This window comes from Mycobacterium sp. WMMD1722 (assembly GCF_049315205.1).
In the GTDB taxonomy this organism is placed as follows: Bacteria; Actinomycetota; Actinomycetes; order Mycobacteriales; family Mycobacteriaceae; genus Mycobacterium.
The window spans coordinates 2,167,386-2,185,113 of sequence record NZ_CP186056.1 but is presented as its reverse complement, the minus strand read 5'-3'; the positions used below and the strand labels follow the sequence as shown (position 1 = coordinate 2,185,113).

Sequence of the window (17,728 nt, the reverse complement as noted above, 5' to 3'; positions counted from 1 at the left end):
CGGTCACCTCAGCAGACCTTTCAGTTCGATCGTCGGAGGGATCGACAGGGCCGCTTGCTCGGCGGCCCGAACTGCTGCCTCGCGGTGCACACCGAGGGGCATCTCCTGGATTTTCTCGTGCAGTTTGATGATCGCGTGCAGAAGCATCTCGGGCCGCGGCGGGCAGCCCGGCAGATAGATGTCCACGGGGACGACATGGTCGACGCCCTGCACGATGGCGTAGTTGTTGAACATGCCCCCCGACGATGCGCAAACCCCCATCGCGAGAACCCATTTGGGTTCTGCCATCTGGTCGTAGATCTGCCGCAGCACCGGGGCCATCTTCTGGCTGACGCGACCGGCCACGATCATCAGGTCGGCCTGCCGCGGTGTGGCGGAGAACCGCTCCATACCGAACCGGGAGATGTCGAATCGCGGTCCGGCCGTGGCCATCATCTCGATCGCACAGCACGCCAGGCCGAACGTTGCAGGCCACAGTGACCCGGCGCGGACGTAGCCCGCCACCTTCTCCACGGTGGACAGCAGGATCCCGCCGGGCAGCTTCTCCTCTAGTCCCAATTGAGGCCTCCCCGGCGCCATACGTAGGCGTATGCCACGAAGACCGTCAGCATGAACAGCAGCATCTCGACGAGGGCGAACAGGCCGAGGCTGTCGAAGGCCACCGCCCACGGGTAGAGGAAGACGATCTCGATGTCGAAGACGATGAACAACATCGCGGTCAGGTAGTACTTGATCGGGAACCGCTGCCCGGTGGCGGCGGCGTTGGCGCCGGTAGGCGACAACGGTTCGATACCGCACTCGTAGGCCTCGACCTTGGCGCGGTTGTACCGCGTCGGCCCGACCACCACCGCGATGACCACCGAGACGACCGCGAAGACCGCCGCGATGGCACCGAGAAGCAGAATCGGGGTGTACAGGTCCATAGCGGCCAGATCGCTCCCTCGGTGGCTGACGATGTGAGCTAACCCACACCCTAGCCGTGTTTGCGATCTGTGCCACACATTTGCGTAGGATCCGAGGTGTCCCCGAGTTCGCCGTGGACGCGCGTTCGGCGCACACCAACGACGCTCAGCGCCAGCCTGTTTGGTGCGCGGGTGCTATTGGACGGGAGTGCGCAGCAACCTTACGACCGCCTCGCCCAGCCGGATCGGGTCGATCGGGTGCGGGACAGCCGCCTCGGCCCGTGACCAGGTGGCCAACCAGGCATCGTCGGGCCGGCCGGTCAACACCAGGATGGGTGGGCAGTCGTCGATCTCGTCCTTGAGTTGTTTGGCGACGCCCATGCCGCCGGCCGGTGCCGCCTCCCCGTCGAGGATGGCCAGATCGAACCCGCCGGCGTCCATCTGGGCGATCACCATGGGGGCGGTGGCGACATCGAGGTAATCGAGATCGGGCAGCTCGGGATGCACGCGGCGGCCCAGCGCCAACCGGACCGCCTCGCGGGTCCTCGGGTTGTCGCTGTAGACCAGGACCCGCAGCGGGCGCGCCGAGGTGGCCATGCGCCGATGCTACTGGCTACCGATCTCCCGATGGGCGTATTCAGGTGGGGGAGTCGGCGCGCCGGAAGACGAGCCGGCCGACCAGCGTGGTGGTGGCGCCGACCATGCCGATGAGATTGCCGGTCACGCCGAATGTTTCGCGTTCTACGCTGATCCGGGTACGCACCTGCACGGTGCGCCCGTCGACGACGCTGACGTCGGCAGGCAGGACGATGGGCTGCGTGCGGTCCTTCACCGTGAGCGTCGCCTGCAGTTCCAGGGAAGAGTCGGCGGCCGGCCGCGCCCCCGTCACCACCGCCTTGATCTCGGGGTACTCGGTGACAGCGAAGAAGTCGGCCGAGCGCAGGTGCTCGTCACGTTTGCGGCTCCCGGTGGTCAGCGAGGAGGTACGGATGACAACCTGCCCGGTGACCGCACCGTCGGCGCCCCTGCTCCCCCCGCCGTCGAAGTCGGTGAAGCTGCCGTTGACCGTCAGCGCCCCCCAGAACGTCTTGTTGGAGAAGCTGATGCTCGAAGCCTCCCTCGCCAACCGGTAGTCGCCGGCCAAGGCCGGGTCGTGAACCACATCGCCGTCCCTGCTCATAAGACCTCCCGGTCCCTGTTCATGTGACCTCCCGGTCCAGCATGGCAGCAGACGGGGTTGACCTCAATGGCGCTTGAGGTAACAGGATGCGGTCATGAGCCAGACACCCCCCTTCTCCACACCGTCACAGACCCGTTTCGACCAGGCGTACGCCGACGGCAGCCCGCCGTGGGTGATCGGGCAACCGCAGCCCGCGATCGTCGAACTGCAACGACACGCAGCGATCCGCGGCGCCGTCCTCGATGTCGGCTGCGGTGCCGGTGAGCACACCATCCTGCTCGCCGGGCTCGGCTATGACGTGCTCGGTGTCGACTTCGCGCCGCATGCGGTGGAACTGGCCCGGCGCAACGCCGCGGCCAGGGGATCGGACGCCCGCTTCGAGGCGGCCGACGCGCTTGCGCTTCCGGCCGGTCCCCGCTTCGACACCGTCATCGATTCCGCCCTCTTCCACGTCTTCGATGCGGGGGACAGGAAGCGGTACGTCGCGAGTTTGGGCGGGGTCTGCCGGCCGGGCGCGACGGTGCACCTGCTGGCGCTGTCGGACGCCGGGCGGGGCTTCGGTCCGCAGGTCAGCGAGGCCGACATCCGCGACGCGTTCACCGAGGGCTGGGACATCGAATCCCTCTCGGTGACGACGTACCTCGGAGTCGTCGGACCCGCACACGCCGAGGCGCTGGATCTGCCGGTGGGCTCGCGGGTGGAAGAGCCGGCCTGGCTGGCGCGCATCCGCCGGCTCTGACCGCTTATTCGGGTCGGTCGTATCCAGGGTGGGAGACCGACAGCCGGTGGCCCACCAGCGTGCGGAGACAGGCCAGTACGTCATCACCCCGGTCATCGAGGTCGCCCGCGCGGATGGCCGCCGCCAGATGCGGCTCGTCGGGATGGCCGAGCGCGGCCACCGCCTCGATCGCCGCGGCCGCCGACGCGTCGCGCAGTTCGCGTTCGACGGTGCGCAGCACGTTCGCGGCCACCCGGGCGTGGAAATTGACCTGACCTTCGGTCGCGTCGCGCACATCGCCGTCGAGAAAGTCCGCCACGGCTGCGACGAGTTCGGCTGCCGTGGGTCGGCCGTAGAGCCATTCGGGTCCGGTCATCGTGGCCCACCTCCCTGCAACAGATCGAGCAGATCCCACTCCGTCTCGCAGACCCGGCGACCGATCGCGGCCAATTCGACCGACGGGTTCTGGCCGCTCAGATGTCGCTCCGCCTGATACCGGCAGATCACCCCCCAACGCAGCGTCGCCACGACCAGCCACCACCGGAAGGCCGCGCGGTCGACGGTCCGGCCGCTGGCACTCTCGTAGGCGGACAGAAACCGGTCGACGCTGCCCAGTCCGCCCGCCCCGAGGTGCTCGGCGGCGCCGAACCGCCAAGCCCGGATGCAGAACCAGGCCAGATCCTCGTAGAACTCTCCGATGTGGACGAGCTCCCAGTCCAGCACCGCGGCCAGCCCCGTGTCGTCGACGATGAGGTTGCCCATCCGGAAGTCGCCGTGCACGAGTACCTGCTCAGCGGGTTCCGGCCGGTGGGCGGCCAGCCAGCGGAACGCCCATTCGAACGTCGCGGTGGTGTCGTTCATCTCGTCGAGCTGATCGTGCCATTCGGTCAGCTGGTCGGATTCGCTGAGCCCGATGCCCACCGGATCGGCGCGGTGGATCGCGGCCAGCGCCTCGGCGCACTGGATCAGCAGTCGTTCGCGCCCGCCGTCGTCGAGCGTGCGGTAGATGCGGCGGACGATGGTCTCACCCGGGATCGTCTCGCAGATCAGGTACGGGCTGCCCAGCGTCACCGCCGCGTCGTCCGCCGCCAGGATGCGCGGCACCGGAGCGCCGGCGGCCGCGGCCCGCTGCTGGGCGCTGGCCTCCAACTTCATGCCGGCGTGCACCTCCTCGGGCGGTCCGGTGCGCAGGATCAGCGCCTGCCGCGACTCGCCGACGGCATCGAACGCCCAGGTGGTCCTGCTGGCCCCGCCGGTCAGCGGACGCAGGTTCGCGACCGTGACCGCGCCGAGGACCGGTCTCAGCACCGCTTCGAGTCGGTCCTTCACCGGCGGCCGAACCCGAACAGGCGTTGGGCGACGCGGCGGATCTGGATTTCCTCGGCACCCTCGGTGATCCGGTAGCGGCGATGGTGTCGGTAGATGTGTTCGAAGGGCTCATGGCGGCTGTAACCGATGCCGCCGTGGACCTGCATGGCGCGGTCGGCCGCCTCGCACACCAGCCGGTTGGCGCGGTAGTTGGCCATCGACACCTTGTCCGAAACCTCCATGTGGTGGCTGTGGTCCAGCTCGGTCGCCGCGTAGTACACCAGCAGTCGCACCATCTGCGCCTCGGTCTGCAGCTCGACCAGCGGCCACTGCACCGCCTGGTTGACCGCCAGCGGTTTGCCGAAGACGGTGCGCTCACCGGCATAGGCGACGGCGCGGTCGATGCAGTACTGCGCGGCGCCCAGACTGCTGGCCGCCTGCCGGATCCGGTTCTCGTGCAGAAAGGTCTGACCCACCTCGAGACCGCGATCGACCTCGCCGAGCACCGCGTCGTCGGGCACCCGTACGTCGGTCAGCACCACTTCGCCGTGATCGGTCGGCATGTTGAACGTCCACCAGTAGTACGGCACCTCGAACCCCGGTGCATCCGTCGGGACGAGGAGTGCGGTGATGCCGCGGGCCTGGCCGGGTTCGCCGGACGTGCGCGCGAAGATCAGATCGTGGGTGGCCCGGTGCACGCCGGTGTTCCAGCGTTTGGTGCCGTTGATGACCCAGCCCCCATCTCCTGAGCCGTCGCGCACGGCCCGGGTCTCCAGCCAGGTGGCATCGGAGCCGTGGTCGGGTTCGGTCAGACCGAAGGCCATCGAGCGCGTGCCGGTCAGCATCGCCTCGATCCAATCGCGTTTCTGCGTCTCGGTGCCGAACCGGTCCATCATGATGACTTGCGGGAAGTTGCCGACGATCGAGGATTCGTCCTGCAGGTCGTTGTGCAGGCCGAGCCCCCGGTGGGCCAGGTGCTCCCGGATGACGGCCATGTCGATGTTGGTGCCGTCGCGGCCGCCGAAGCGTGCCGGTAGTCCATAGCGCAGCCAGCCGGCCGCGTCGGCCCGCCGGCGCATCTCGTCGAGCAGTTCCTCCCACGCCCGTTGCGGGATGCCGCCGTTCTCCCAGTCGGTCCGCGCGTACTCGCGGCGCCGGTCGAAGTACTGCATGTGTTCGCGTTCCAACGGCATGATCTCTGCCTCGATGAACGCATCCATCTCCTGGAGTACACCCGGAAGATGTTCGGGCAGGCGGAAATCCACGATGATCCCTTTCCTCGTGCGTCGTGCGGCTAGTACCCGTACAGCGTCTTCTTCCAGATCGTCGACAGCGTGGCGATCGCGTCGGCGTCGTCGACCTGCAGACCGAGCCCCGAGTTACCGGCCACCACGACGGTGAAGTTCTCGAACAGCAGGGCGATCGCCGCCGCGGTATGCCGCGCATCCAGGTCGGTTGCGTACCCCTGTTCCTGGGCCCGCCGCACCGAGGCGGCCACGATGTCCATGCCGAATCGCCGGAATTCGTTCTGTACGCCGGCGAATCGCTGCTGGGACACCGCGAGCTGGGCCACTGCGATCATGATGCCGATGTTCTGGGTGAACATGTTCCAGTAGCCGGTCACCACCGAGGTGAAGAACTCACTGTCCTCCGCCGACGCCGGCATGGGGACCTCGGCGCCCGACGGGGCCACGACATCGCGCAGAAAGGATTCGGCGAGCGCGGCGAGCAGGTCCTCCTTGTCGTCGAAATACCGGTAGAACGCTGCGGAGGACTTACCGGCAGCCGAGGTGATGTCGGCCAGCGTGGTTCCGTGGAAGCCTCGTTCTGCGAACAGCTTCCGGGCCGCCTGCTCGATGGCCAGCCGGGTCTGTCGGCCCTTGCTGCTCAGCGTCGACGACTCCGGCGCCATGGTCAGCCGGTGATCCGGTCACCGGCGCGCAGCAGAGCGCTGGGCAGGTCGTGGCCGACGACGGTGCGGGCCACCTCAGCGGCGGCGATCGCCGCCCGAAGGTCCACGTCGGTGGCGATTCCGCTGTCGCGCAACAGGTACACCAGATCCTCGGTGGCGATGTTGCCGCTCGCCCCGGGGGCGAACGGGCAGCCGCCCAGCCCGCCCACCGACGCGTCGAGGCGGGTGACGCCGCTGCTGACGGCGGCGTACGCACTCGCCAGCCCGGCACCCCGGGTGTTGTGGAAGTGGGCTCCGAGGGGCAGGTCGCCGATGCGGGGACCGACCAGCTCCACCAGATCGGTCACCCGCCTGGGCGTCGCGGTGCCGATCGTATCGGCGATCGCGATGCGGTCGGCCCCGAAACCCACTGCGGTGTCGATGATCTCGAGCACCCGCTGCGGTGGGGTAGGGCCGTCGAACGGGCAGTCCCAGGCAGTCGCGACGATCACCTCGACGGTGGCGCCGCTGTCGTGGGCGATGGCGGCGATGTCGCGGGTCTGGGCGGCCGCGGCGGCGCTGTCACGGCCGACGTTGGCGCGGCTGTGCCCGTCGGCGGCCGACACGACGTACTCGATCGAACGCATACCCGCGGCGACGGCGCGCCTGGCGCCGTTGGGGCTGGCGACCAGGGCCGAGAATTCGATGTGATCGAAGCGGCTCAGTTCAGCGGCCAGCTCCGCCGCGTCGGCGAGTGCGGGCACCTTCGACGGCGACACGAACGCGGTGGCCTCGACTTCGCGAACACCGGTGGCGGCCACCGCTTCGAGCAGAGCCAGCTTCTTCGACAACGGCACCGGCCGTTCGATCTGCAATCCGTCGCGCAGGCAGACCTCGCGGATGACGACCTTCGCGGGCAGGGCGTTCATATCACTCCCTCGGCACGCAGCTTCTCGACATCTGCGGCGGACATGCCGAGCAACTCCGTGTACACCTCGTCGTTGTGCTGACCGGGCCGCGCCGGGCCGGCGCTGCGGATACCGCCGGGTGATTCCGACAGCACCGGCACCACGCCCGGGCCGAGGACCGATCGTTCGACTCTGTCATCCCAGTGCTCGGCGATCATGCCGCGGGCCCGCAGCTGAGGGTCGGCGACGACTTCGGCGACGGTGTTGATCGGTCCGGAGATCACCCCGGCCGCCGACAGCGTCTCGATGATGTCCCCGGGGGCCCGTTCGGCAGCCCAGGCGCCGATGATCGCGTCGAGCTCGTCCTGGTGGCGTCCCCGGGCGATGTGGGTGGCGAAACGTTCGTCGGTGGCCAGTTCCGGGCGGTCCATCGCCGTGCACAGCCGGCGGAACACGGTGTCCTGGTTGGCGGCGATCACGACCCAACTGCCGTCGGCGGACTGGTAGATGTTCGACGGCGCGATGCCCTCCAGCCGGGTGCCCGACGGACCGCGCACCACCCCGCCGACGTCGTAGTCGGGAATCGTCGACTCCTGTACCGCGAGACAGGATTCCGTGAGTGCGGTGTCGACCACCTGGCCTTCGCCGGTGACCGTGCGCCGGTAGAGGGCCGCGAGCGCCCCCTGGGCGGCGAACATCCCGGCCAGGCTGTCGCCGAGGGAGAGCGCCAACCGGGGCGGGGGACCGCCCGGGAAACCGTTGAGGTGGCGCAGTCCGCTGGCGGCCTCAGCGACCGAGGCGTACCCGGCACGGTGGGCGTCGGGACCGGTCTGGCCGTAGCCGGACACCCGCACCAGGATGATGCCTCGATTGCGCTCGCGCAGCACGTCGTAGCCCAGGTTCCAGCGTTCCAGCGTGCCGGGCCGGAAGTTCTCGACGATGACATCGCTGCGCTCGACGAGATCGAGGAAGATGTCGCGGCCGTGCGGGGCGCGCAGATCGAGGGTGATCGCCTTCTTGTTGCGGGCATGAACGGTCCAGAAGAAGTGATGTCCGTCGAGTTCGGCCTGGCCCCAGGTCCGCAGCGGGTCCGGCGCACCGGGGAGCTCAATCTTGAGCACCTCCGCGCCCATGTCGCCGAGGAGCCGTCCGGCGAACGGCCCCGAGATCAGCGTGCCGATCTCGATCACCCGGACACCGTCCAACGCGCCTGCGGTCATTCAGCCCTCCGCTTCTGAATCCCGGGTCGCTTCGCTCCTGCCCTCCGAAGAAAACCCGTGCCGCCTCAGCCAGTCGGTGCAGATACCGACGGCCTCACGCAGGGTCTCACGTTGATCGGGTCCGGAGTAGTAATGGTTCGCGCCGGAAATCTCGTACATCTCCTTGTCGGGATGTCCGATCGCCTCGAACAGCCTGCGGGTGTGGCTGGGCGTGCAGGCGTCGTCGGCGAGATTGCCGATCACCAGCGCCGGTACCGCGAGATCCGCGCCGGCCGCGAGTGCGTCACCGTTGGCGTCGTCATAACTCCACTGGGACAGCCAGCTGCGCAGCGTGCAGAACCGGGCCAGCCCGACGGGGCTGTTGTTCACCACGGCCGGATCACCCAGATAGCAGGTCCCCGGCGTGCGTTCGTTCGGGTCGACGGTCGGGTCGAGCCAGCGGGGATCGGCCATGGTGCCGTGCACAACGAATGCGGACTCGGCCACGTCCGCCCCGGGGCGTCCACTGGCTCTCAGCTCGGCCAGCTTGTCCTTGACCCATGCGGTGATCCGCCGGTTCCGGTCGATCTGCGCCTGCCGGTAGCGCGCGAGGAATTCGGCCGAGTAGGGCGGTTGATTGGGGTTGTCCGGGTCGTAGAGATCCAGGTCGGGATCCCGCTTCGAGGGGTCGGCCTCGTCGAGGATCGAGGCGTCCAACCATTCGGTGAGCGTGCCGTGCCGACTGATGTGCGCGGCCAGCAGCATGATGCCGTCGGCCGGGATCAGGCCGAGCGTGGTCAGGTCGGGCCCGTCGCCGGACGGGCTCGCGGTGACGGTCGGGTGTTGGGCCTGCTGCTGGTAGAACACCGACAGCGACCCACCGCCGCTCCACCCGGCGAGCACCACCTTGTCGTAGCCGAGTCGGTTCTTCGCATCCTTGATCGCCTCGCCGAGATCCTCGACGACCTTCTCCATCAGCAGCGCCGAGTCGGTGCCCCGAAACCGGCTGTTGCAGTAGATGACGTGATGGCCGGCCTTGGCCAAGGCGTTCATCATCGGCAGGTACGCGCCGCCGCCGATCGGGTGCATGAACATCAGCACCGTGTCCGACGGCTTGTCGCGCGGTCTGAGCAGGTGGCTCTCGAGCACCACGAGCTCGGCGACGCCGCCATAGACGTCGCGCACCGCCGAGGTGTTCTGATAAGCGACCAGATAGGGAATGCGGTCGTATTCGTAGCGCACGGCGATGGTCACCGGTGCCGGCTTCGGTCCGAGGTCGCGGCCGCCGCCGCTCCGAGATCGCCGGCCAGCACCTCGGGTGACGGGATCAGCCGTCGGCGGGTGTCGACGGCGATGACCTGCCAGTCCACCCTTGAGTGCTCCTCGAACATGCGGCGCGCGCGTTCGCGCGCCTTCTCCGGTGCGCCGTGGTGCACCCCCTGCGGGGCGTGGGAGAGCAGTCCCGGCGGCATCGCGATGCCGTAGAGCGAGCCACCGTGGAAGAACGCCACCTCGTCGTAGTCGACGTTGCGGTGATACCACGGAGTGCGTTCGGTGCCGGGCACACCCTCGGCGGGTTTGGGCAGGAAGTTCATCACGTAGACGCCGGTGGCCTGCATGAACAGGTGCACCGTCGGCGGCAGGTGCACACTGTCGGAGGTCACCACGTTGTAGTCGGCGATGTTGAACGTGAAGGCGAAGTTGTCGCCGCGCCAGCCCTCGACGTCGAGCGGATGGTGCCGGTAGAACAGCGACGTCGGACCGCCCGCATGGATCAGGCGCACCTCGTACTCGTCGCCCCCGGACGGGGAGGGGTCGTCATACGGCGCGGGTTCGGGCAGGACGGCCTGGCTCGGGTCGAACGGGAAGTGGCGCCCCAGCGCGCCGGGCGGGGGGACCCGGAACTCGTCGGAGGCCTCCACCATCAACAGCGTCGTCTCCTCGGCCGGGACGTGGCGCCAGGTGCACGCCTTGGGGAGATACACCCAGTCGCCCCGGCGGTAGTCAAGCGGTCCGAACTCCGTCTCCAACCGGCCCGAGCCCTGGTGCACGAAGCACAGCAGGTCACCGTCGACGTGGCGTACGAAGAACGGCATCGGCCGGCTGCGGCGCGACAGTGATACGCGGCAGTCGTCGTTGTGGAACAGCAGCAACGGTCCGCCCGCGGCGTCGGCGGCATCCGACGGCTCGAGCTCCGAGGACAGCACGTCCAGCGGGCGCAGCGGCCCGACCGCCCGGTAGGCGGTGGGATCGTGGCGGCGATACATGTTGGCCGTGCGACCGGTGAAGCCGCCGCGACCCAGCTCGTCGTCCTTGAGGCCGTCGAGGTCGGCGTGCAGGCGCCGCGGCGTCACGCCCTTGCGCAGGTGTACGAACGATTCCACCGACGACTCCCGTCTGCATTGCGCGCTGAAGTGAAACTGACGTTACTTTTATGCGTGGTGCCCGCACAAGATGCTGTGCAGCGATACTCCGGGTTCGCATTCGCCGACTGTGCGCCGCAGGGACGTCCAGGGCGGCGAATCGATCCACCAGGCCCACACTCGGCGGTGCGGGTGGGTGCGGATGCCGCGCTGCGGTATCGGCACCTCCCATCTGCGCAAATGGGGTTCACTCCGTCCAACGGCCATGTTTTACTCGAATCGCCACAACAGAACTCTCTCGGTCCGCTCACCTGCCGACGGTCGGTTGGGCGGCGCCACACCGCAGGGGAGACCGCTGCGGGCCGGCGGTCGTCCGCGGGGGTAGCAACGCGTCGAGCGAAAACCGGAAGATGGATGGATTTGCACCTATGACTTTCGTTGACAAGATTCGGGGCCGCTGGGCCCGCCGGCTGACGGTCGCCGCTGTCGTCGCAGCAGTGCTGCCCGGGGTGATCGGTCTGACGGGACAGTCGGCCACGGCCGGCGCATTCTCCCGCCCGGGTTTGCCGGTCGAGTACCTGATGGTGCCGTCGGCGGGGATGGGCCGCGACATCAAGGTCCAGTTCCAAAGCGGTGGGCCCGGCTCACCCGCGGTCTATCTGCTCGACGGTCTGCGTGCGCGCGACGACTTCAACGGCTGGGACATCGAGACCCAGGCCTTCGAGTGGTATCTCGATTCGGGTCTGTCGATTGTCATGCCCGTCGGTGGCCAGTCCAGCTTCTACACCGACTGGTATGCCCCGGCGTGCGGTAACACCGGATGCCAGACCTATAAGTGGGAGACGTTCCTGACCTCCGAGCTGCCGAACTGGCTGGCGGCCAACCGTGACGTCAAACCGACCGGCAGTGCCGCCGTCGGTCTGTCGATGGCCGGCTCGGCGTCGCTGGTGCTGTCGATCTATCACCCGCAGCAGTTCATCTACGCCGGATCGCTGTCCGGCTTCCTGAACCTGTCCGAGGGCTGGTGGCCCACCCTGGTCGGCTTCGCCATGGGGGACGCGGGCGGCTACAAGCCCGAGGCCATGTGGGGTCCGTCCAGCGATCCGGCGTGGCGGCGCAACGACCCGATGGTCAACATCGACAAGATCGTCGCCAACGGCACTCGAATCTGGGTGTACTGCGGAAGCGGCAAGCCCGGTGAACTGGGCGGTGCGGGGTTGCCGCAGGAGTTCCTGGAGAGTCTGACGCTGCGCACCAACATCACGTTCCAGGAGCGCTACATTGCGGCCGGCGGCCAGAACGGCGTGTTCAACTTCCCGCCCGGCGGCACCCACACCTGGATCTACTGGGGCCAGCAGCTGCAGCAGATGAAGCCCGACCTGCAGCGGGTGCTGATCGGCTGAGTTCGCACCGCGAACCCCCGCTCGCCGGACCGGCGTGGCGGGGGTTTCGCGTCTCTACGATGGCGTCATGACTTCCGTCAACGCACTCGTGGCACACCAGGACTCCGAAGGCTCGATCACCCTGAACCCCGAGGTGGTCGACGAGAGTTTCCTGCCCGACGGCGATGTCACCATCACCGTCGAGTACTCCGGCATCAACTACAAGGACGCACTCGCCGTCACGCCGAAAGGCGGCGTCGCGCGGTCCTACCCGTTGATCCCCGGCATCGATGCCGCCGGCGTCGTCGTCGCCAGCTCATCCGCCGAATTCGCCGAAGGGGACCGGGTCGTCGCCCACGGCTACGACATCGGCACCGGCCGCCACGGCGGGTATGCGGACCGGGCGCGCTTCCCGGCCGAGTACGTGGTCAAACTCGACGAGCTGACGACCGCCGAGGCCGCCGCGATCGGTACCGCCGGATTCACCGCAGCCATGAGCGTCGACGCGATCCGCACCAACGGCATCCGGCCACAGGACGGCCCCGTGCTGGTCACCGGGGCGACCGGCGGCGTCGGCAGCATCAGCGTCGACCTGCTCGCCGGGCTGGGCTACGAGGTCATCGCCTCGACAGGTAAGGCCGAGGCGCACGACTATCTGATGGGACTTGGTGCCTACCAGGTCATCGGCCGGCTGCCCGCCGAGGGCGAGAAGATCCGGCCGCTGGGCAGCTCGCGGTGGGCCGCAGTGGTCGACAGCGTCGGCGGCGACACCCTGGCCTTCGCGCTGAGCACCATGAACTACGGCGGCGTCGCGGCGATCTCCGGGCTGGCCCAATCGCCGCAGTTGGCCACCACGGTGCTGCCGTTCATCCTGCGCGGGGTCACCATGGTCGGCATCGACTCGGTGCAGTTGCCGATCGAGCGGCGCCGCGAACTGTGGGCCGCCATCGCCGCCGACCTCAAACCGGCCCACCTGTCGGACATCACCCGCGACGTCGGAGTGCTCGACGCACCGAAGACCCTGAGCACGATCATCGGCGGCGGGGTGACCGGTCGGACCCGGGTGGCGGTGTCGGGCGGGTTCTGACCCGCCCTACTTCAGTTCGGCCGACGTCAGACCCAGCAGACGTCGCGCGACCACCAGCTGCTGAATCTGCTGGGTGCCCTCGAAGATGTCGAGGATCTTGCTGTCCCGGGCCCACTTCTCCAGCAGGGTCTCCTCGGAATACCCTGCCGTCCCGGCCAATTCGACGGCCTTGAGGGTGATGTCGCTACCCACCCGGGCCGCCTTGGCCTTGGCCATGGACGCTTCCTTGGAGTTCGGGATCGCATTGTCGGCCTGCCACGCCGAACGGACGGTCAGCAGATACCCGGCCTCCCAGTCGGCCTCCATCCGGAGGAACTCGGCGGCCGCCGCGCTCTGCGCGTGGGCGGGCTTGTCATACGAGATCTCCACACCGGCGTCGGTGAGGATCTTGCGCAGATCCTCCAGCGCGGCGCGGGCGACACCGACGGCCATCGCGGCCACGATCGGCCGGGTGTTGTCGAAGGTCTCCATCACCCCCGCGAAACCCTTCTCGACGTGAATCTCCGGGTCGCCGAGCAGGTTCTGTTTGGGAATGCGGACGTTGTCGAAGCGAATGGCGGCGGTGTCGGAGGCTTTGATGCCGAGCTTGTGTTCGAGGCGTTCGACGGTGACGCCCGGATGCTCGCGCGGCACGATGAACGACTTGATGGCTGCGCGGCCGAGCGCCTTGTCCAGCGTCGCCCAGACGACGATGTGGCTGGCCCGAGCGCCTGCGGTGACATAGATCTTCTCGCCGTTGATCACGTACTCGTCGCCGTCGAGCTTGGCCGTGGTGGACACCGCGGCCGAATCGGACCCGAATCCGGGTTCGGTGATCGCCATCGCCGCCCAGACCTTGCCGAGCCGCTCGAGCTGCTCGTCGGTGGCCACACCGGAGATCGCGGCGTTGCCGAGCCCCTGATACGGCACCGACAGCAGCAGCGCGACGTCACCCCAACTGATCTCCAGGGCGTTGAGCAACGCGGACATGTTGGCGCCGTTGATGTTGCCCTTGGGGCCGTCTTCGTCATCGCGGAACGCCTCCGCGCCGGCGAAGGAGATTGTCTTCGCCGCGGAGATGCCCTCGAAGAGGCTGGCCAACGTGTCCAATTCGACGGGATAGGCGTGTTCGGCCTTGTCGTATTTACGGGATATCGGCCGCAGCATCTCCGCGGCGCCCTGATGTCCCTTCTCGATGACGGCCTGTAACTTGCGTGGCATTTCGAGGTTGATTGCCATGGCGGTTGTTTCCGTTCCGGTTCTGGTTCAGGGGCTGCTGGGAGGTCGGATCAGATGATGACGACGCCCTCGGCGACGCCGATGGCGCGCAGATCGCGATACCACCGTTCGACGGGGTGTTCCTTGGTGAAACCGTGGCCGCCCAGCAGCTGCACGCCGTCGAGGCCGATCTGCATGCCCTTGTCGCTGCCCAGCCGTTTGGCCAGGGCCGCTTCCCGGGCGAACGGCAGACCCTGTTCTGCGCGGGCGGCGCCGCGCCAGGTGATCAGACGCAGTCCGTCGAGTTCGATGGCGATGTTGGCGCACATGAACGCCACCGACTGGCGATGGGCGATCGGTTCGCCGAAGGCCTCGCGTTCCTTGACGTAGGGCACGACGTAGTCGAGCACCGCATGCGATGTCCCCACGGCCAGCGCGGCCCAGCCCAGGCGGGCCAGGGCGATCGCCTCGGAATAGTCGCTATCGGTCGCCTCGTCCTCTCCGAGTCGATTGTGCAGCGGCACAGCGGCATTGGACAGCTCGACGCGGCCGATCGCGGCGCCGCGCACCCCCATGCTCGGATCGGCTTTGACGGTGACGCCCTCAGTGGCCGCTTCGACGATGAACAGCGCCGGCTTGCCGTTCAGGGCGGCGGCCACGATGAACAGTTCGGCCTCCGCGGCCGCGGGCACCAATGACTTCACGCCGGTCAGACGGTAGCCACCGGGGGTCCGTACCGCGGTGGTCTGCAATGCGGTCGGATCGAAGAGCGGATGCGGCTCGGCGATCGCCACACAGCCCTGCGGCACGTTCTCCCCGGCGAATTCGCGAAGGTAGGTCGCTTGTTGATCGGCGCTGCCCCAGTGGGTCAGCGCGGAGGCGACGCCGCCGGGCGCGAGGATCGGCAGGGCCAGGCCCATGTCGCCGTAGGCGAGCGCCTCGGCGACCAGCGCATTGGTCACCGTCGAGCGGTGCTCGGCGATGCCGTCGAAATCCTCGGGGATGTTGATGGCGGTGATGCCGAGTTCGGCGGCCTTGGCGATCAGCTCGGGCGGGAAGGTCGCGGCATCGTCGGCGTCGCGTGCCGCGGGCCGCAGCACCTCTTCGGCGAACTCGTCGACCGTCTGGACGATCATCTTCTGGTCGTCGTCGGGCGTCAGGTCGAAGTAGTCCGCCCCGCTGGGCTGCAGCCGGGTCGGCGGCTTGCCCACGCCCTGGATCCGTTTGAACTGCCGGGTCGACGCGCCGGCGGCCGAGAAGACCTGCTTGACGCCGTACTTCAGACCGCGGTTGAGCGGATCGCGCAGGTTGTAGCGATCCAGGAATTCCTGGCCGACCAGCGGAGTGAGCAAAGCCAGTCCGATGTCGGTCGCGGAGCGCCGGTGCCGCTGCAGGCCCACAGCGCTCTCCCGGCCGGTGCGCGGGGCCCGGGCATTCTTCGCCGTCTTGGGCGACGGCTTGGACGGCAGAGTTTCGGTCATGTCAGCAGCCTCACGTGGTAGGGGCGATGGCTCCGACCGTATCTTACTCCAGAGTAAGGTCCGAGTGTCGTGTTGCGATCCTCACACTGCGCGGGCGGCAGCGAGAGACAATCCGGCCGTGCGTAGGACAACGGATCCACTCGATCGGTTTCGCGGCGGCTGGGCGCTGGTCAGCGGTTCGGCGCGCGCGGAGGGACTCGGCTACGCCTTCGCGCGGGCGCTGGCGGCGGCGGGAATCAACCTCGTGCTCACCGATGTCCTCGACGCGGCGCTGCACGATCGCGCCGCCGAACTGCGCTCGGAGTTCGGTGTGGAGGTCCGCGCGGCCGTCTGCGACCTCGGCGAACCCGCGCCGTATCCGACTGTCGAGGCGGCAGTGGGTGACATCGCGGTGGACATCCTGGTGTGCAACCACATGCTCACCCCGGCCGATACGCCGCCCATTCTGGAGATGCCGCTGGAAGTCCACAGCCGGCTGATCGACGTCAACGCCCGCGGCTACACCAACCTGGTCCATCGGTTCGCCACGGACATGCGCCGGCGCGGCCGGGGTGCCATCGTCATCGTCTCCTCGGGCGCGGGCCTGACCTCGGCGCCCTACACGTCGGCCTACGCCGCGAACAAAGCGTTCCAGATCGCTCTCGGCGAAGGGCTCTGGTACGAGTTGCGCGGTTCGGGCGTCGACGTCCTGGTGATGATCGGCGGGCTGATGGACACCCAGGGGGACGCCTTGAAGGGCTATCCGCAATTCTTGATGGCCCAGCCCGAAGATGTTGTCCGCGAGGTGCTTTCCGCCATCGGGCGCAAGCACATCATCATCCCCGGCCGGATCAACCGGGCATTCCTGCTGCTGCAGACCCGACTGATGCCGCGGCGGGCCACCCTGATCGCGATGGGTCGCTTCATGGCCCGGGGGCTGGGGAAGGGCAACTAGCCCGACAGTCGGCTCAGTACCGCGTCGTGCAGCAGTCCGTTGGACGCCACCACGCTGCCGCCGTGCGGGCCCGGTCGGCCCTCGACGTTGGTGAACACCCCGCCGGCCTCCCGGACGAGGATGTCGAGGGCGGCCAGATCCCACAGCGACACCTCGGGTTCGGCGGCGATGTCCACCGCCCCCTCGGCCAGCAGGCAGTAGGAGAAGAAGTCGCCGAACCCGCGGACTCGCCACACGGCGTCGGTCAGATCGATGAAGCGTTCGCGCACACCGCGTTTCGCCCATCCAGACAGACTCGAGAAAGACAGACTCGCCGATTCCAGATCGGGTACCGACGACACCGCCAGGCGACGCGGCGATTCACCGGAGACGACACCGAAGGCGCCCTGCCCGGCCCCCGCCCACCAACGCCGTCGCAGCGCCGGCGCGCTGATGACACCCACCACCGGCACGCCGTCCTGCAGCAGCGCGATCAGCGTCGCCCACACCGGCACGCCCCTGACGAAATTCTTGGTGCCGTCGATCGGGTCGATCACCCACTGGCGGCCGGTGAAAGCCGCTGTGCCGCCGAACTCTTCGCCCAGCACCAGATCGTCGGGGCGTTCGCGGGCCAGCAGGTTGCGCAGCGACGTCTCCGCCGACCGGTCCGCATCCGACACCGGTGTCAGGTCGGGTTTGGTGTCGACGCGCAGATCCAACGCGCCGAACCGGTCGGCGGTCAGCGCGTCGGCATGGTCGGCGAGCCACAGCGCCAACGCGAGATCGGCGGGGACGTCGAACGAAGTGCTGCCCATGTCAGCAGTCCTACCATGGGCGGTGTGATCGAATTCCTCGTGCTCCTGTTGATCATCGGTGCGATCGCGATCCTGGCGGCACCGTGGATCAGACGCCGCCGCGGCATGGGCAGCGATGCGCTGCAGGGAACATTGCTGATCACCGGCGTCAGCCCCCGCCCCGACGGGGTGACCGGCGAACAGTTCGTCACGGTCACCGGCGTGATCAACGGGCCCAATGTCAACGAGCACGTGGTCTACCAGCGGATGGCCGTCGACGTGAACGACTGGCCGTCGATGGGTGCGCTGTTCCCGGTCGTCTACTCGGCCAAGAATCCGGACAACTGGAATTTCGCGCCGGCCCAACCTCCGCCGCCGGTGGCGCCGCCGGAACCGACCAACTGA

The 17,728-nt window shown here is 68.2% G+C and carries 20 protein-coding genes; 5 read left to right on the top strand and 15 right to left on the bottom strand.

Annotated features, from left to right (window positions below; translation table 11 throughout):
• Positions 1-3: 3 nt before the first annotated feature.
• The 4 genes from ACN27E_RS10390 to ACN27E_RS10375 all read right to left on the bottom strand — a co-directional run bounded on the left by ACN27E_RS10390 (position 4) and on the right by ACN27E_RS10375 (position 2,082).
• A complete protein-coding gene (locus ACN27E_RS10390) occupies positions 4-558 on the bottom strand; it encodes a NuoB/complex I 20 kDa subunit family protein (protein WP_422748797.1) in 555 nt (184 codons plus the stop codon).
• Positions 549-923: an NADH-quinone oxidoreductase subunit A gene (locus ACN27E_RS10385; RefSeq protein WP_422748795.1), complete on the bottom strand. Its 375-nt coding sequence runs from the start codon at positions 921-923 to the stop codon at positions 549-551. Before ACN27E_RS10385 ends, ACN27E_RS10390 begins: the two co-directional genes overlap by 10 nt.
• 174 nt (positions 924-1,097) lie before the next feature.
• Positions 1,098-1,499, bottom strand: a complete 402-nt coding sequence (locus tag ACN27E_RS10380; protein WP_422748793.1) for a hypothetical protein — start codon at positions 1,497-1,499, stop codon at positions 1,098-1,100.
• 40 nt (positions 1,500-1,539) lie between these two features.
• Positions 1,540-2,082 carry a YceI family protein gene (locus tag ACN27E_RS10375; RefSeq protein ID WP_422748791.1) on the bottom strand — a complete coding sequence of 181 codons (543 nt, stop codon included), beginning with the start codon at positions 2,080-2,082 and terminating at the stop codon, positions 1,540-1,542.
• Between the two features lie 94 nt (positions 2,083-2,176).
• Between ACN27E_RS10375 and ACN27E_RS10370 the strand changes: the two genes are divergently transcribed.
• Complete coding sequence (locus tag ACN27E_RS10370) at positions 2,177-2,821, top strand: class I SAM-dependent methyltransferase (protein ID WP_422748789.1); 645 nt, start codon at positions 2,177-2,179, stop codon at positions 2,819-2,821.
• 4 nt (positions 2,822-2,825) lie between these two features.
• Here ACN27E_RS10370 and ACN27E_RS10365 read toward each other — a convergent pair whose 3' ends face one another.
• From ACN27E_RS10365 to ACN27E_RS10330, 8 genes are read right to left on the bottom strand one after another with little or no spacing between them, the layout of a single operon-like run.
• Positions 2,826-3,176: a DUF6285 domain-containing protein gene (locus ACN27E_RS10365; RefSeq protein ID WP_422748787.1), complete on the bottom strand. Its 351-nt coding sequence runs from the start codon at positions 3,174-3,176 to the stop codon at positions 2,826-2,828.
• Positions 3,173-4,129 (bottom strand): phosphotransferase family protein, encoded by a 957-nt coding sequence (locus ACN27E_RS10360; protein ID WP_422748785.1) that lies wholly within the window; start codon positions 4,127-4,129, stop codon positions 3,173-3,175. The genes ACN27E_RS10365 and ACN27E_RS10360 overlap by 4 nt, the downstream gene beginning before the upstream one ends.
• A complete protein-coding gene (locus ACN27E_RS10355) occupies positions 4,126-5,373 on the bottom strand; it encodes an acyl-CoA dehydrogenase family protein (protein ID WP_422748784.1) in 1,248 nt (415 codons plus the stop codon). Before ACN27E_RS10355 ends, ACN27E_RS10360 begins: the two co-directional genes overlap by 4 nt.
• A gap of 29 nt (positions 5,374-5,402) precedes the next feature.
• Positions 5,403-6,020 (bottom strand): TetR/AcrR family transcriptional regulator, encoded by a 618-nt coding sequence (locus ACN27E_RS10350; protein WP_422748782.1) that lies wholly within the window; start codon positions 6,018-6,020, stop codon positions 5,403-5,405.
• 2 nt (positions 6,021-6,022) lie between these two features.
• The gene (locus tag ACN27E_RS10345; RefSeq protein WP_422748781.1) at positions 6,023-6,928 is read right to left on the bottom strand and encodes a hydroxymethylglutaryl-CoA lyase; all 906 of its coding nucleotides are present in this window, start codon (positions 6,926-6,928) and stop codon (positions 6,023-6,025) included.
• Positions 6,925-8,127 (bottom strand): CaiB/BaiF CoA transferase family protein, encoded by a 1,203-nt coding sequence (locus tag ACN27E_RS10340; protein WP_422748779.1) that lies wholly within the window; start codon positions 8,125-8,127, stop codon positions 6,925-6,927. The genes ACN27E_RS10345 and ACN27E_RS10340 overlap by 4 nt, the downstream gene beginning before the upstream one ends.
• The gene (locus tag ACN27E_RS10335) at positions 8,128-9,360 is read right to left on the bottom strand and encodes an alpha/beta hydrolase (RefSeq protein ID WP_422748777.1); all 1,233 of its coding nucleotides are present in this window, start codon (positions 9,358-9,360) and stop codon (positions 8,128-8,130) included. It lies immediately after the preceding gene.
• Entirely contained in the window at positions 9,357-10,490 is a 1,134-nt protein-coding gene (locus ACN27E_RS10330) for a homogentisate 1,2-dioxygenase (RefSeq protein ID WP_422748775.1), read from the bottom strand. Before ACN27E_RS10330 ends, ACN27E_RS10335 begins: the two co-directional genes overlap by 4 nt.
• A gap of 407 nt (positions 10,491-10,897) precedes the next feature.
• Between ACN27E_RS10330 and ACN27E_RS10325 the strand changes: the two genes are divergently transcribed.
• Both ACN27E_RS10325 and ACN27E_RS10320 read left to right on the top strand, forming a co-directional pair.
• The gene (locus ACN27E_RS10325; protein WP_422748773.1) at positions 10,898-11,872 is read left to right on the top strand and encodes an esterase family protein; all 975 of its coding nucleotides are present in this window, start codon (positions 10,898-10,900) and stop codon (positions 11,870-11,872) included.
• A 67-nt stretch (positions 11,873-11,939) separates the two neighbouring features.
• Positions 11,940-12,938, top strand: coding sequence for an acryloyl-CoA reductase (locus ACN27E_RS10320; protein ID WP_422748771.1), 999 nt, complete (start codon positions 11,940-11,942; stop codon positions 12,936-12,938).
• Between the two features lie 6 nt (positions 12,939-12,944).
• Here the strand turns inward: ACN27E_RS10320 and ACN27E_RS10315 are convergent, their stop codons facing one another.
• Together ACN27E_RS10315 and ACN27E_RS10310 are read right to left on the bottom strand one after the other, a co-directional pair.
• Positions 12,945-14,156 carry an acyl-CoA dehydrogenase family protein gene (locus ACN27E_RS10315; protein ID WP_422748769.1) on the bottom strand — a complete coding sequence of 404 codons (1,212 nt, stop codon included), beginning with the start codon at positions 14,154-14,156 and terminating at the stop codon, positions 12,945-12,947.
• Between the two features lie 50 nt (positions 14,157-14,206).
• A complete protein-coding gene (locus ACN27E_RS10310) occupies positions 14,207-15,616 on the bottom strand; it encodes an acyl-CoA dehydrogenase family protein (RefSeq protein ID WP_422748767.1) in 1,410 nt (469 codons plus the stop codon).
• Between the two features lie 118 nt (positions 15,617-15,734).
• On the opposite strand from ACN27E_RS10310, the gene ACN27E_RS10305 reads away from it, so the two are divergent.
• Positions 15,735-16,550, top strand: coding sequence for an SDR family NAD(P)-dependent oxidoreductase (locus tag ACN27E_RS10305; protein ID WP_422748765.1), 816 nt, complete (start codon positions 15,735-15,737; stop codon positions 16,548-16,550).
• On the opposite strand, the gene hisN is transcribed toward ACN27E_RS10305, so the two are convergent.
• Complete coding sequence (gene hisN, locus ACN27E_RS10300) at positions 16,547-17,344, bottom strand: histidinol-phosphatase (protein ID WP_422748763.1); 798 nt, start codon at positions 17,342-17,344, stop codon at positions 16,547-16,549. The genes ACN27E_RS10305 and hisN overlap by 4 nt on opposite strands.
• 24 nt (positions 17,345-17,368) lie before the next feature.
• On the opposite strand from hisN, the gene ACN27E_RS10295 reads away from it, so the two are divergent.
• The gene (locus ACN27E_RS10295) at positions 17,369-17,728 is read left to right on the top strand and encodes a hypothetical protein (protein WP_422748761.1); all 360 of its coding nucleotides are present in this window, start codon (positions 17,369-17,371) and stop codon (positions 17,726-17,728) included.